The sequence below is a fragment of the Kosakonia sp. S42 genome (assembly GCF_016624785.1).
In the GTDB taxonomy this organism is placed as follows: Bacteria; Pseudomonadota; Gammaproteobacteria; order Enterobacterales; family Enterobacteriaceae; genus Kosakonia; species Kosakonia cowanii.
In genome coordinates, this window is record NZ_JACVTW010000004.1 from 38,498 (window position 1) to 51,653 (window position 13,156).

Sequence of the window (13,156 nt, forward strand, 5' to 3'; positions counted from 1 at the left end):
CTGTGAATTTACTCACAGATTGAAAACGGTTACATCGCGACGCTTTACGAGTTAGTGATCGGCGCCACACTTTGTCGCAACGCCACGGAATGACGGCGTACCAGCGTCGGCATAAAGCAGTGCGCGGCCTGCGGATCGAGCTTGCCCGCCGCCCCCTGTAGCGCCAGCTCCGTAGCCAGCCGCGCCATTGACGCCACCGGGTAGCGCACGGTGGTTAATTGCGGATCGGTGTAACGGGCAATGGGGATATCATCGAAACCAATCAGCGACAGATGCTGCGGCACCGCAATGCCGTTATCTTTCAGCGCCGTCAGCGCACCCGCTGCCATGCTGTCGTTATAAGCAAAAACGGCGGTCAATTGCAGATTGCGCCCCAGCAGTTCTACCATCGCCGCCTCCCCGCCCTGCATATCCGGCGAACCGGTGCCAACCCAGCTGTCCGGCGCGGCAATGCCCTGCTCTTCCAGCGCGCGGAACCACCCTTCGCGGCGCGAATCGTTATCTTCAATCTGATGGCTGGAGGCGAGGTAGCCGATGCGTTGATGGCCGTTATTCAGCAGCATGCGCGTCGCCATCACCGCCCCGCTGACGTTATCAAGGCAGACGCAGCGGTGGGCGTAACCGGGCACCACGCGGTTGATCAGCACCATGCCGGGGATCTGCTCCATAAAGCCCGTCAGCTCTTCATCGCTGAGCGCTTTTGAGTGCACAATCAGGGCGTTACAGCGCTGACGTATCAGCACCTCAATGGCGTGGCGCTCTTTTTCCGCCTCATGGTAGCTGTTGCCAATCAGCACATACTTTTGATGTTCTTGCGCGACGGTATCTACCGCTTTGACCAGCGCACCGAAGAAGGCGTCGGAGACATCCATCACGATCACGCCGATGGTGTCGCTCACCTGCGTCGCCAGTGCCTGGGCGTTGGCGTTTGGGCGATAACCGAGCTGGGCAACCGCCTGCATCACGGTTTCGCGCGTCTCCTGGCTGACCAGGGCGCTGTTGTTGAGTACGCGGGAAACCGTCGCGACGGAGACGTTCGCATGACGGGCAACGTCACGAATGGTGATCATTTTTTCCCACCTTGTCTGAATGGCGGCACGTCACAGGCACCCCCTGGGTAAAGTAAGGAGGCTATTCTGGCAGTCGCGGTGGCTTTGCTACGTGAGAGGCATCACATCAATGGAAGCGGTTACATCGCATTTGTTAACGATTGTGATCCAGATCGTTATCTGCTTGTAGGCGGTAATGCGCTGCCCGCCGCACGGGCGGTCAGTTGTCGCCACAGCCATTCGACGGGGCCCTGGCGAAAACGCCTGAGCCAGAGCACGGAGAAGAGGATATTAACCGCCCAGACGGCGGGGACGATCGCCAGCAGTTGCAGGCGGTCAAAGCGCATAAACAGACCGAAGTGGTTAAACAGCGTGGTGCAGATCAGGGTCTGCAACAGATAGTTAGTGAGCGCCATGCGCCCGACGCAGGCGATTGCGCTCACCAGTTTGCTGGCGCAGATTTGCGGCCAGAAGCCCCACGCCAGCGCCGCATAGCCGATGGCCTGCACCGGCGCGCTCAGCTCGCGCGGGGCCTGCAAAAAGAAGGCGCACCAGCGGTAAGACCAGCCGAGCTGCCACTGGGCGACAATGGCGGGAATATTCACTGCCATTCCCGTCACCACCAGCACGGCGCCGACGCGCCGGTAGTGGCGCAGCGGGAACTGCCCTCTCATCCAGCCGCTGCGCATGAGTGCAGCACCAATCAACATCAGCCCGGCCAGCTGCCAGCCATACTGCACGCCGAGCGCCAGCAAGGCGTTTGACAAGAGATCGCTGCGGTTACTCAGCCCCTCCACCAGCGTGCCGCTGGTGCGCCACCAGGCTTCATACTGCACATTGGCGGCATCGGGCAGCCAGGAGCGGTTTGGCGTGGTACCGGAGATCGCCCCCAGCAGCAGCAACACGACAATGCCGATGAGATAGAGCACTACGCCGGTATGAAACATCGCTTTCACGCTCTGCGCATCGCGAATCATTCGCCAGCCGATAAGCCCTACCAGGCCATAAGCCAGCAGAATATCGCCTTCCCAGAAGAAGAGTGCGTGAATGAAACCGAGCAGCACCAGCAGCGTCAGGCGCGACTGGATCCAGCGCTTGCCGCGTGGCAGCAGCATCTGCAACCCCGCACCAAAGAGAATGGCGAACAGCGAGAGAAATTTTACCTGCGCAAAAAGGTCGAGCAGCGCCCAGGTCCAGGCATCATGCAGGGTGATGTCGCCATACCAGGCGGGATTAAGATAGGCCGCCTTCGGCAGACCAAAGGCGGTGATATTGAGCAGCAGAATGCCGAGAATGGCGAGGCCACGGATAAAATCGAGCGTGACGCTCCTTCCCATGTCGGCGGCTCCTGCAATCAGTTAGTGTGGCGAACGGCGCGCAGGAACTCCTGGCGAGTGTTCTGGCTCGACTTAAACAGGCCACCGAGTGAGGTGGTAGTGGTGGCGCTGGTGGCATCGCGAATGCCGCGCGCTTTCACACAATAATGGACCGCATCAATCGATACCGCGACATTGTTGGTGCCAAGCAGGGTTTGCAGCGCGGTGAGGATCTGCTGGGTCAGGCGTTCCTGAACCTGCGGGCGCTGGGCGAAGAACTGCACAATGCGGTTGATTTTCGACAGGCCAATCACCGACTCTTTCGGGATGTAAGCCACGGTCGCTTTACCGTCGATAGTGACAAAGTGGTGTTCGCAGGTGCTGGTAAGCGTGATGTCGCGCACGGTCACCATCTCATCGACCTTCATCTTATTTTCAATGACGGTGATTTTCGGGAAATTGGCGTAATCAAGACCGGAGAAGATCTCATCGACATACATTTTGGCGATGCGATGCGGCGTTTCCATCAGGCTGTCATCATTCAGATCGAGATTGAGCAGCTGCATGATCTCGGTCATATGGCCGGCGATAAGGCGTTTACGGGATTCATTATCCATTTGCACCGGGGGGCGCAGCGGGGTTTCCAGACCACGGGCAACCAGCGCCTCGTGCACCAGCGCCGCTTCTTTACTGAGTGATGACATATTTTCTTCTTCTCCTGCAGGTATGGCGTGCTTCGCGTGTTGCGGCGAAGTGAGGCAACATTGTGCGTGAGGTCGCGCACATAATCCAGCCCGCCGGGGATAATTATTGAAATTGCCGCTGCCTTTCAGGCACGACGTTTCCACACCAGAACACCGCCAATCACCAGCGCAACCGCCGCGATACCGAGCGCCGGCTCAAGGCGTCCGGTAAGCCAGGTCGAGAGCGCGGAGGTCATCGGGCCGACCAGCTGCCCGACGGCATAGCCGGTGGTGAGCAGGCCCGCCATATAACGCGCATGATAGGGTGCCAGCTCGCGGCCATAGAGCAGTGAAAGCTGCACCGCACAGAGGAAACCGCCGCCGACCAGCACCGCGCCGCACACCAGACCGCTCAACCCCGGCAGAAGCCAGGCCGCCAGCACGCCCGCGCCCTGCAACCAGAGGACTATCGCCAGCCGCTGATGGCTCTGCCCGCAGTGGCGCAGCAGAATACTAAGGCCAATGCCGATCACCGCCGCGAGGCCAAAAACCGGCCAGACAAACTGGGCAAACAGGCTGCCGGGAAAGCGCAGCGCCGCCATCTGCGACAAAAAGGTAGCGGGCAGAATATAGCCAAACCCGGCCAGGCTGTAGCTCCAGACCAGCCGTTTCAGATCGGTGGTCAGGTGCAGAGGCTGCGTCTTCACCTCCGGGCGGTGCCACTCGCCGGGCTTCGGCAAGTAGCGGGCAATCAGCGCCACCAGCAGCAGCGCCAGCACGCCATACACTTGCCAGGCTGACGCAGCGCTTAATCCTTTGGCCTGAATCGCCACCGCCAGCAATCCGCTTAACGCGATGCCCGCGCCCGGCCCGGCAAACACCGCCGCGCTGAGGCCTGGTTTCCCGGCATGGGCCAGCCGCTCATTAGTCCACGCGGCAATCAGCACCATTCCCCAGCCGCTCATCGCGCCGATAATCAGCCGAATCGCGCCATGCAGCAGCGCGTTGTCTGCCAGCGCAGAGAGGAAAGTGAGCAGCACCGCGCCGCCAATGCCAAGCCACAGGCGCACTTCGATATGCCGCTTCGCGCGCATCGCATCCCAGGCACCGAGCAGATAACCCAGGTAGTTAATGGCTGCCACCAACCCGGCGCTGGTGAGGGTGAGCTGGCCGTCGCGGATCATCAACGGCACCTGCGGCGTAAAGGCAAAGCGGCCAATACCCATCACCACCACCAGCACGATAAAACCGCAAAGCGCGACGCGTAGCGCCATCTCAGCCCCCAAATGTTAATGTAAAGTTATGTTTATGATGCAGTATGTTGCGCAAGTGCGGAAGTGAAAGTTACTCACAGCGGCGTGAATTATCTGTATTATGCAGGGTTATCACTCTGTTTATCTCTGTGAAACCTGAGGAGCCCCGCATGGAATTGCTCGAAGAGCACCGCTGTTTTGAAGGCTGGCAGCAGCGCTGGCGTCACGACTCCAGCGTCCTGAACTGCGCCATGACGTTCAGCATCTTTTTACCGCCGCAGCGTAGCGATGCGCGCCCGCCGGTGCTTTACTGGCTCTCCGGCCTGACCTGCAATGATGAGAATTTCACCACCAAAGCCGGGGCGCAGCGCGTCGCCTCTGAACTGGGCATTGTGCTGGTGATGCCGGATACCAGCCCGCGCGGCGATGAGGTGGCTGATGCCGACAGCTACGATCTGGGTAAAGGGGCCGGCTTCTATCTCAACGCCACGCAGCAACCGTGGGCCACGCACTACCGAATGTTTGATTATCTGCGCGACGAACTCCCGGCGCTTATCCAGAGCGAGTTTAACGTCAGCACCCAGGCGGCAATCAGCGGTCACTCCATGGGCGGCCACGGCGCGCTGATAATGGCGCTGAAAAACCCCGGCCGTTACACCAGCGTCTCCGCCTTTGCGCCGATTGTGAACCCGTTACAGGTGCCGTGGGGGCAGAAAGCTTTTACTGCCTATTTAGGTGAGGATGCCAGCCAGTGGCGCGAGTGGGACAGCTGTGCGCTGATGCTGGAAAGCGGCGAAGGTGACGCCATTCCGACCCTTATCGATCAGGGGGATAGCGATCAGTTCCTCGCCGATCAGTTACAGCCAGCGCGGCTGGCAGAAGTGGCGCGGCAGAAAAGCTGGCCGCTGACCCTGCGTATTCAGCCGGGGTACGATCACAGCTACTTCTTTATCGCCTCGTTTATTGAAGATCATCTGCGCTTCCATGCGCAGCACCTCTTCCGCTAAGTATTCCCCCGGCGTTTTCGCGCCGGGATCTCTCATCAGAAGCGGTAATCAATCGCCGCAAAGTAGCGACGTCCATCTTCGTTAAAGCTGTAGTCATCCCGGCTGAGATCTTTATCGCCGAGGTTAAGCACGCCCGCGCGCAGTTTGACATTTTTCGTCGCCTGCCACGCACCGCCCGCATTCCAGATAACATACCCGCCCGGCGTTGCGCCCTGGGAGACCGAGCGTTTCTCGCCGCTATAGTTCGCCGAGACATAGAACGACCACGCGTCGTTAGCCTGCCAGTCCAGCGTGCCGTTAGCAGTGTGGAATGGCAGATCCTGCAACGGTTTATTGCCGCCGCCGCTCAGATTGCGCCCGTCGTTATAGGTGTAATTCAGCGTTAGTTTCCACGCCTCATCGAACGGGATTTTCACCTCCGTCTCGACGCCCTGAATCCGCGCTTTATCAACGTTGTAGTAGCGGAACACCGGTACCCGCGCCCCACGAGCGTTACGCTCAAAGCCGACAAAGTTCGGATAGCCCGGCGCTTCGGTCAGGCTGGCAGTACGGCTGATATTGATCATATCCTCAATATTGTTCTGGAAGGCAGTAACGCTCCCCTGCACGCCCTCGAGCCAGCCCTCTTCGCCGCTGTAGTAAAGCCCCAGTTCGAAGCTTTCGCTGGTTTCCGGTTTTAGCTCCGGGCTGCCGACAATCCGGCAACTGCCGCGACAGGAGTTGCTCGCCCAGTCGGGGCTTAGCTGCAACAGCGACGGCGCTTTAAAGGCCGTTGCCCAGCCCCCTTTCACCGTGATGGTATCAGTGGCGCTCCACACCAGGTAGGCGCGTGGGCTCCAGTGATCGCCATAGGTTTCATGGTCATCCATGCGCAGGCCGGTGGTCAGCGCCAGCGGTTCAATAATCCGCCACTCATCTTCAATAAACAGCGCGTACTGGCTGGAGGAGGTTTTACTGCTGTTACCGCCGGTCAGGTTAATGGGATCGCTGAGTTTGTCATGACGCCATTCACCACCCAGCGTCACTAATTGATTGATCTCACCGAGCGGCAGCACCACTTTGCCATCCACGGTATTACTTTCTGAACGGATGGCGCTGGCGTTGCCGGGGTTTTTGTTATCGATCTTCTCGCCGTAGAAACGCAGCTCGCTATTGGCGCTGCCCCAGCGCCCGTTGTGCGCCAGCGAGTAGTTCTGGCGATCGAGGCGGTTTTTATTCAGTGAATCAGAGTTGCGATCCTGGCGGTCATAACCGTAACCAGCGGTAAAGTCGTGATCTTTGGTTGGCGTCCAGGCCAGTTCAACATTGCCATCGCGGCTGGTAAAGCCCTCGATGCGCGGCGACTCACCGCTGGCGGCGGTTTGCGAGGCCTGCTGCCGATCTTTTTCGCGCTTCGCCACGCCGCCAAAGGCCTTCAGCCCGAGCACGCCGTCAATCAGTGGCCCGCTGGTGTAGAATTGGCCATTTTGCGTATCGCCGCGATCGCGGTGCGCCTGAATGGTGGTATCGGCGGTGATTGAGCCGCTCCAGCGCTGGCCGATTTTTTTGGTGATGATATTCACCACGCCGCCGAGGGCGTCGGAGCCATATAGCGACGACATCGGGCCACGCACCACTTCAATGCGCTCAATCGCTTCTACCGGGATCCAGTTGAGGTCAAAATCGTTGTGGCGGAAGACGGCATTGCGCGAGTTGACGCGCTTGCCATCAATCAGGATCAGGGTGTAACTGCTGTTCAGCCCGCGCAGGCTGACACCTTTGCGGTTATCCCCTTCATTGGTGAGCTGCACGCCGGGCACCTCTTTCAGCACATCTTTCAGGTTTTGCACCGGCCTGCGCTGTAAATCCTGCTGCGTGATGACACTGATGCTGGCAGGCGCATCTTTCAGGTTCTGCTCGCTGGCCGAAGCGGTCACCACCAGCGTTTCACCCTCCCCTGCGGCGGCCATCACCGGTAGCGCCAGCGTTAACGCAGACGCACAGAGGCCTCCCCGCATAATGGGATTCAAGGTAAACATTCCGTAACTCCATGAGGTCTGAAAAAGATTGAAAAATTTGCTCACGTATTGCAAAACCGCGCACCGTTACATTGACGGCAGCGTTATAGATTGTGGAAACATCAGGCGCATGAATCCCGCCGGGTTCCCTTTTTTTTCAGACGCTTACCTTAGTGCAAACGAGAATGATTATCAATTTCTCAAACTTAAAGTTATGTAAAGGAGGGCGGGTAAATGGGAGGAGAAAGTGATAAAAAAACGCCCTCTGGGCAGAGGGCGTGAAAGAGGTCGTTATTTGGTAAAGCGTTCCGGGAACTCCATCTCGCTGTAGCGCACAAAGCGCGTCCCTTTGCTGAACTTGTAGCCCAGCCAGATCACCAGGAAGAGCGGAATGCCGATATAGGTCGCCGTCACCGCGCCCCAGTCAATGGAGTCTTCGAGGAAGGCCTGGTAGTTCTGCCCAAGGGTAATAATCAGGCAGAGCACAAAGGCGAAGATCGGCCCAATCGGGAAGAAGCCGGAGCGGTACGGCAGGTTATCCAGCGAGTGGCCCTGCGCAACATAGCCGCGGCGGAAACGGTAGTGGCTGATGGCAATGCCCAGCCAGGCGATAAAGCCCGTCATGCCGGAGGTGTTAAGCAGCCACAGGTAAACGGTCTGGTTGCCAAACATCGAGGTCAGGAAGCAGAGACCGGCAATCACCGTGGTGGCATACAGCGCGTTGCGCGGCACGCCGCCTTTCGACAGTTTGGCGAAGATGCGCGGCGCTTTGCCATCGCAGGCCAGCGTGTAGAGCATACGGGTGGAGGCATACATGCCCGAGTTGCCTGCCGAGAGTACCGCCGTCAGGATCACCGCATTCATCACCGCCGCCGCTGAGAGCAGACCGGCGTGTTCAAACACCAGCGTGAACGGGCTGACGCTGATATCTTTCACGTCGTTACGCAGCAGGCTTGGATCGGTATAGGGAATGATCAGGCTGATAATCAAAATTGCGAAGACGTAGAAGAGCAGGATTCGCCAGAAGACCTGACGCACCGCGCGCGGAATGTTCTTCTCTGGATCTTCCGACTCACCAGCCGCAATACCGATAAGCTCGGTGCCCTGGAAGGAGAAGCCAACAATCATCGCTACGCCAATCATCGCCGAGAAACCGCCGGCAAACGGCGCGTCGCCTATGCTCCAGTTACTCCAGCCCGCCGGTTTTTCCCCCTGGAAAATACCGACAATCATCATCACGCCGACAATGATAAAGATGATCACCGTGGTCACTTTGATCAGTGAAAACCAGTATTCCGCCTCGCCAAAGCCTTTCACCGAGATGTAGTTAAGCAGGAAGATAACGACCAGGAAGAGCGCGCTCCAGATCCAGCCCGGCGTATCCGGGAACCACCAGGTCATCACCAGTTGGGAAGCTACCAGGTCAACGGCGATGGTGACCGCCCAGTTGTACCAGTAGTTCCAGCCGAGGGCGAAGCCGAAGCCCTCTTCCACATATTTCTGCCCGTAGGTCGAAAAAGAGCCGGAAACCGGCATAAAGGCGGCAAGTTCGCCAAGGCTGGTCATCAGGAAATAGACCATCAGGCCAATCAGCATATAGGAGAGCAGCGCGCCGCCCGGCCCCGCTGAGGAGATGGTCGCCCCGGAGGCGACGAACAGACCGGTCCCGATGGAGCCGCCAATTGCGATCATCGTCAGATGACGCGCTTTCAGTGCACGACGAAGCGTGGTCGCTTCTGTGTTTTTTGTTTCGGAAACCATAAGAAAAAGCTATCCATCCAAAAAATGAGGCGCGATTGTAGCAGACGAAACGCGGCCCTTCCGGTGGAAAAGGTCTCTTATTAGAGACCTTCATAATTGGCCACGAATTATAAGTAAAGCAGTGAATGGAGGATGTTGCGAGGCGAAAACGCGCGGTCAGGCGAGACCGCGTACCGAAGCGATAAACTGCTGTAACTCAGGCGTGCGCGGCTGGTTGAAGAAGGTTTTACTCGCCCCCTGCTCCCACACTTTGCCCTGATGCATAAACACCACCCGATCGCCCACTTCACGGGCGAAGTTCATCTCATGGGTGACCAGAATCAGCGTCATCCCTTCTGCGGCAAGCTTTTCGAGCACCCGCAGTACTTCGCCGACCAGCTCGGGATCGAGCGCGGAGGTGATCTCATCGCAGAGCAACACTTTCGGCTTCATCGCCAGCGCGCGGGCAATGGCAACGCGCTGCTGCTGACCGCCGGAGAGGCTCGACGGCGCGTAATCGATGCGATCGCCAAGCCCGACTTTCTCCAGCATCTCCACCGCCAGCTCGCGGCAGGCTTCAGCCGGCATTTTCAGCACCCGGCGCGGTGCCAGCATCACATTTTCCAGCGCCGTCATGTGCGGAAAGAGGTTGAAGCTCTGAAACACCATCCCGACGGATCGGCTGATCTCCCGCGCCTGCGATTCACGGTCGGTCACCGTCATACCGCCGAGTTTGATGCTGCCATCCTGGTAGCCCTCCAGCCCGTTCATGCAGCGCAACAGCGTGCTTTTGCCCGAGCCGCTGCGCCCGATAATCGACACCACTTCGCCCATCTCAATATCCAGGCTTACGCCCTTCAGCACATGGTTGTCGCCATAATATTTCTGAACATCATTAATGGTGATGAGCGGCATGGAACTTTTTCTCCAGATAGCGGCTGTAGCGCGACAGCGGATAACACAGCAGGAAGTAGCCCGCGGCGACGAGGCCGAAGACCTTAAATGGCGCAAAGGTGACGTTATTCAGCATGGTGCCCGCCTTGGTCAGCTCGACAAAACCAATAATTGACGCCAGCGCCGTGCCCTTCACCACCTGCACGGAAAAACCCACCGTCGGCGCAATGGCAATGCGGATCGCCTGCGGGGCGATAACGCGAAACAGCGTCTGACCAAAGCTCAGCCCGAGACAGCGGCTGGCTTCCCACTGCCCTTTTGGCAGGGCGCGAATCGATCCGTACCAGATATCGAGCAGAAAGGCGCTGGTAAACAGCGTTAAAGCAAGCGTGGCGGCAGTCCAGGCGCTGACATCAATGCCGAACAGCCCAAGGCCAAAGAAGGCGAGGAACAGCTGCATCAGCAGCGGCGTGCCCTGAAACAGCGCGGCATAGGCGCTGACAAAACGCTGCGGCCAGCGCCAGCGACCAAGCCGCACCATCAGCAGCGGCAGGGTGACCAGCGTGCCGCAGAAAAAGGCGATCAGCGAGAGCAGCACCGTCCAGCGGGCGGCCAGCAGCAGGTTGCGCACAATATCCCAGTCGGTAAAAGTACTCATCATGCTCTGCTCCCTAACCATTTGCGCCCAATCGCCAGCAGCGCCTGACGCATCAGCAACGAGAGCGCGAGGTAGAGCAGCGTGGTGACGAAATAGACTTCAAAACTCAAAAAGGTGCGCGACTGAATAAGGTTCGCCATAAAGGTCAGCTCCTCATAAGAGACCTGCGACACCACCGACGAGCCGAGCATTACCATCACGCACTGGCTAACCAGCGCCGGGTAGATCCGCGCCAGTGCGGGCGGCAACACTACGCGCAGGAAGGTCTGAACCTTTGTCAGGCCAAGTACGCGCGCCGCTTCCCACTGCCCTTTTGGCGTCACCTGAATGCCCGCGCGGATAATCTCCGTGCTGTAGGCGCCAAGGTTAATCAGCATGGCGATCAGCGCTGCCTGCCCGGCGGTGAGTTTCAGCCCCAGCCCCGGCAAACCAAAGACAATAAAGAAGAGCTGCACAACAAACGGCGTATTGCGGATCACCTCAACATAGATCCCCCACAACGTGCGCAGCACGCCCGGTTTGCCGCTGCGCAGCGCCGCGCCGAGGATGCCAAGCGCGACGCCACCTACCGTTGCCAGCAGCGTCAGGGTGATGGTTGTCCACAATCCGGCCAGCAGTTCCGGCCAGAAGGGCCAGAGCGCGGCGAAATCAAGCGTCACCGTCATCGCTTATGCACCAAAGTTCGCGGGCAGCGGCGCCTGCATCCACTTCTGCGAGAAGTTGTTCAGCGTGCCCTCTTTCTGCGCCTGATCGACCAGCTTATCGACCTCGGCCTTCAGCGCCGGCTGGTTTTTCATCAAGCCGATAAAGCAGGGAGAGTCCTTGAGCATAAATTTGCTCACCGGCGCGTGTTGCGGGTTCTGGCGGGCAATTGCCGCCACTACCACGTTGCCCGTGGCAAGGAAGGCAACCTGGCCGGAGAGATAGGCCGAGAGCGTGGTGTTGTTATCTTCATAACGCTTCACCTGGGCATCTTTTGGTGCGATATCACTCAGCACCATATCCTCCACCGCGCCGCGCGTGACGCCGATGGTTTTGCCGCTCAGGGCTTTCGCATCGGCAAGGGTTGCGTCTTTCGGACCAAAGACGCCGAGGAAGAACGGCGCATAGGCACGGCTAAAATCGATTACCCGCTCGCGCTCGGCGTTTTTACCGAGGCTTGAGATGACCAAATCGACTTTGTTGGTTTGCAGGTAGGGCACACGGTTTGCGCTGGTGACCGGCACCAGTTGCAGCTTCACCTTCATCCCTTTAGCCAGATAGGTGGCCATGTCGATATCGTAGCCCTGCGGCTGCAAATCGGTGCCTACGGAGCCAAACGGCGGGAAATCCTGCGGGACGGCCACGCGCAGCACGCCGCGCTGTTGAATATCCTGCAACTGATCCGCCAGCGCCTGGGCGGAACAGACCATCATTACTGCTGCACTGGCTGTCGCCATCATCCACTTTTTCATCTCAACACCTCATCGCCCATGAAACAAAAGATTCTTTGAATCACTTTTTGCAACTAATGTGCCAACGAAGCCAGTGCCTGATTCAGCGGGCGCGCGGGGAAACGTGAGGAGGCCTGCCCCCCTAAAACGGTGCAGGTGCCTGCTGATGGTGCAATCAGATATCGCAGTAGCGGATAAAGCGGGTCAACGCGCTGGAGAGATGTTTCTGGCGATGATGAATGCGCCACAGGGTGCGCACCAGGCGAGGTAATGGCAGCGGGACTTCCACCAGCGTGCCGGTTTCCAGCTGTTCGGCAATCACGCGGCGCGACAGACAGCTGATGCCAAGCCCGTGGCGTACCGCATGCTTGATCGCTTCTGAATTGCCAAGCTCCATGCCTAGCTGAAACTGCGGCAGGTGTGAGAGCAGTAAATAGTCGACGATTTCGCGGGTACCGGAGCCGCGCTCGCGCAGGATCCACGGTGCCGCGGCAAGGGCTTCCAGCGTCACCTCACGTTGCAACAGCGGCGAGGAAGGCGGTGCAAACACCACCAGTTCATCCTCCAGCCAGGGTTCAGCAATGATCTCCGCCGCATGGCATGGCCCTTCGATAAGCCCGATATCAACGCGAAAATCGGCCACGGCGGTGATCACATCCTGGCTGTTGCCGACGCTTAACTCCAGCGGCAGCTCGGGAAAATCACGCCGGTAATGGGCGATCACCTCCGGCAGAATGTAGTTACCGATGGTGCTGCTGGCGAAGACGCGGATAGCACCGTTGGCCTCGCGAAACAGCTGTTCGATTTCGCTTGCCTGCTCCAGCGCCGCCAGCGCGCGCGGGTAGAGCAGCCGCCCGTGCTCATTGACCACCAGCCGTTTGCCGACGCGATCGAACAGTTGCACGCCAAGCTGCCCCTCCAGGTCCGTCAGCGCAGCGCTCACCGCTGATTGCGACAGCGCCAGACGCTGGGAGGCCTGGGTGGTGGAGCCGCTTTTCAGCACTTCCGCGAAGACTTCGAGCTGGCGCAGAGTTATATGCATAAGGAGTCGCTTACCACTTATAAAGATTAATTATAAATATATAATCAATTTTACCTTTAAGCCAGCGCGCCGTACCCTTTTCAG

Annotated in this window: 11 protein-coding genes and 1 pseudogene; 1 reads left to right on the forward strand and 11 read right to left on the reverse strand. The window is 58.7% G+C overall.

Annotated elements, in window-relative coordinates:
* Nucleotides 1-44 precede the first annotated feature (44 nt).
* The 4 genes and pseudogenes from galS to IAE50_RS07430 all read right to left on the reverse strand — a co-directional run bounded on the left by galS (nucleotide 45) and on the right by IAE50_RS07430 (nucleotide 4,322).
* On the reverse strand, nucleotides 45-1,070 hold the full coding sequence (gene galS, locus IAE50_RS07415) for an HTH-type transcriptional regulator GalS (protein ID WP_054804180.1): 1,026 nt from the start codon (nucleotides 1,068-1,070) through the stop codon (nucleotides 45-47).
* A 155-nt stretch (nucleotides 1,071-1,225) separates the two neighbouring features.
* The gene (gene yeiB, locus IAE50_RS07420; protein WP_200579936.1) at nucleotides 1,226-2,386 is read right to left on the reverse strand and encodes a DUF418 domain-containing protein YeiB; all 1,161 of its coding nucleotides are present in this window, start codon (nucleotides 2,384-2,386) and stop codon (nucleotides 1,226-1,228) included.
* Nucleotides 2,387-2,403: 17 nt separating this feature from the next.
* Entirely contained in the window at nucleotides 2,404-3,069 is a 666-nt protein-coding gene (folE, locus tag IAE50_RS07425) for a GTP cyclohydrolase I FolE (RefSeq protein ID WP_042717583.1), read from the reverse strand.
* A gap of 103 nt (nucleotides 3,070-3,172) precedes the next feature.
* Nucleotides 3,173-4,322, reverse strand: a pseudogene (locus IAE50_RS07430) (YbfB/YjiJ family MFS transporter).
* 149 nt (nucleotides 4,323-4,471) lie between these two features.
* On the opposite strand from IAE50_RS07430, the gene fghA reads away from it, so the two are divergent.
* Nucleotides 4,472-5,308, forward strand: coding sequence for an S-formylglutathione hydrolase (gene fghA / locus IAE50_RS07435; protein ID WP_042717580.1), 837 nt, complete (start codon nucleotides 4,472-4,474; stop codon nucleotides 5,306-5,308).
* Nucleotides 5,309-5,343: 35 nt separating this feature from the next.
* Here fghA and cirA read toward each other — a convergent pair whose 3' ends face one another.
* From cirA to yieE, 7 genes are all read right to left on the reverse strand, one after another.
* On the reverse strand, nucleotides 5,344-7,326 hold the full coding sequence (cirA, locus tag IAE50_RS07440; protein ID WP_094421064.1) for a catecholate siderophore receptor CirA: 1,983 nt from the start codon (nucleotides 7,324-7,326) through the stop codon (nucleotides 5,344-5,346).
* Between the two features lie 270 nt (nucleotides 7,327-7,596).
* Nucleotides 7,597-9,066, reverse strand: coding sequence for an amino acid permease (locus tag IAE50_RS07445; RefSeq protein ID WP_200579937.1), 1,470 nt, complete (start codon nucleotides 9,064-9,066; stop codon nucleotides 7,597-7,599).
* Between the two features lie 156 nt (nucleotides 9,067-9,222).
* Nucleotides 9,223-9,960 (reverse strand): amino acid ABC transporter ATP-binding protein, encoded by a 738-nt coding sequence (locus IAE50_RS07450; RefSeq protein ID WP_023479833.1) that lies wholly within the window; start codon nucleotides 9,958-9,960, stop codon nucleotides 9,223-9,225.
* Nucleotides 9,941-10,597, reverse strand: a complete 657-nt coding sequence (locus tag IAE50_RS07455) for an amino acid ABC transporter permease (RefSeq protein ID WP_023479714.1) — start codon at nucleotides 10,595-10,597, stop codon at nucleotides 9,941-9,943. Before IAE50_RS07455 ends, IAE50_RS07450 begins: the two co-directional genes overlap by 20 nt.
* A complete protein-coding gene (locus IAE50_RS07460) occupies nucleotides 10,597-11,262 on the reverse strand; it encodes an amino acid ABC transporter permease (protein ID WP_200579938.1) in 666 nt (221 codons plus the stop codon). The genes IAE50_RS07455 and IAE50_RS07460 overlap by 1 nt, the downstream gene beginning before the upstream one ends.
* 3 nt (nucleotides 11,263-11,265) lie before the next feature.
* A complete protein-coding gene (locus IAE50_RS07465; protein WP_200579939.1) occupies nucleotides 11,266-12,051 on the reverse strand; it encodes a transporter substrate-binding domain-containing protein in 786 nt (261 codons plus the stop codon).
* A gap of 154 nt (nucleotides 12,052-12,205) precedes the next feature.
* Entirely contained in the window at nucleotides 12,206-13,072 is an 867-nt protein-coding gene (gene yieE / locus IAE50_RS07470) for a DNA-binding transcriptional regulator YeiE (protein ID WP_042712342.1), read from the reverse strand.
* Nucleotides 13,073-13,156: the final 84 nt, after the last annotated feature.

What these genes read in the sequence shown, in the direction of transcription:
- galS (WP_054804180.1), bottom strand. Translation starts at nt 1,070, where the DNA reads ATGATCACCATTCGTGACGTTGCCCGTCATGCGAACGTCTCCGTCGCG.
- yeiB (WP_200579936.1), bottom strand. Translation starts at nt 2,386, where the DNA reads ATGGGAAGGAGCGTCACGCTCGATTTTATCCGTGGCCTCGCCATTCTC.
- folE (WP_042717583.1), bottom strand. Translation starts at nt 3,069, where the DNA reads ATGTCATCACTCAGTAAAGAAGCGGCGCTGGTGCACGAGGCGCTGGTT.
- fghA (WP_042717580.1), top strand. Translation starts at nt 4,472, where the DNA reads ATGGAATTGCTCGAAGAGCACCGCTGTTTTGAAGGCTGGCAGCAGCGC.
- cirA (WP_094421064.1), bottom strand. Translation starts at nt 7,326, where the DNA reads ATGTTTACCTTGAATCCCATTATGCGGGGAGGCCTCTGTGCGTCTGCG.
- IAE50_RS07445 (WP_200579937.1), bottom strand. Translation starts at nt 9,066, where the DNA reads ATGGTTTCCGAAACAAAAAACACAGAAGCGACCACGCTTCGTCGTGCA.
- IAE50_RS07450 (WP_023479833.1), bottom strand. Translation starts at nt 9,960, where the DNA reads ATGCCGCTCATCACCATTAATGATGTTCAGAAATATTATGGCGACAAC.
- IAE50_RS07455 (WP_023479714.1), bottom strand. Translation starts at nt 10,597, where the DNA reads ATGAGTACTTTTACCGACTGGGATATTGTGCGCAACCTGCTGCTGGCC.
- IAE50_RS07460 (WP_200579938.1), bottom strand. Translation starts at nt 11,262, where the DNA reads ATGACGGTGACGCTTGATTTCGCCGCGCTCTGGCCCTTCTGGCCGGAA.
- IAE50_RS07465 (WP_200579939.1), bottom strand. Translation starts at nt 12,051, where the DNA reads ATGAAAAAGTGGATGATGGCGACAGCCAGTGCAGCAGTAATGATGGTC.
- yieE (WP_042712342.1), bottom strand. Translation starts at nt 13,072, where the DNA reads ATGCATATAACTCTGCGCCAGCTCGAAGTCTTCGCGGAAGTGCTGAAA.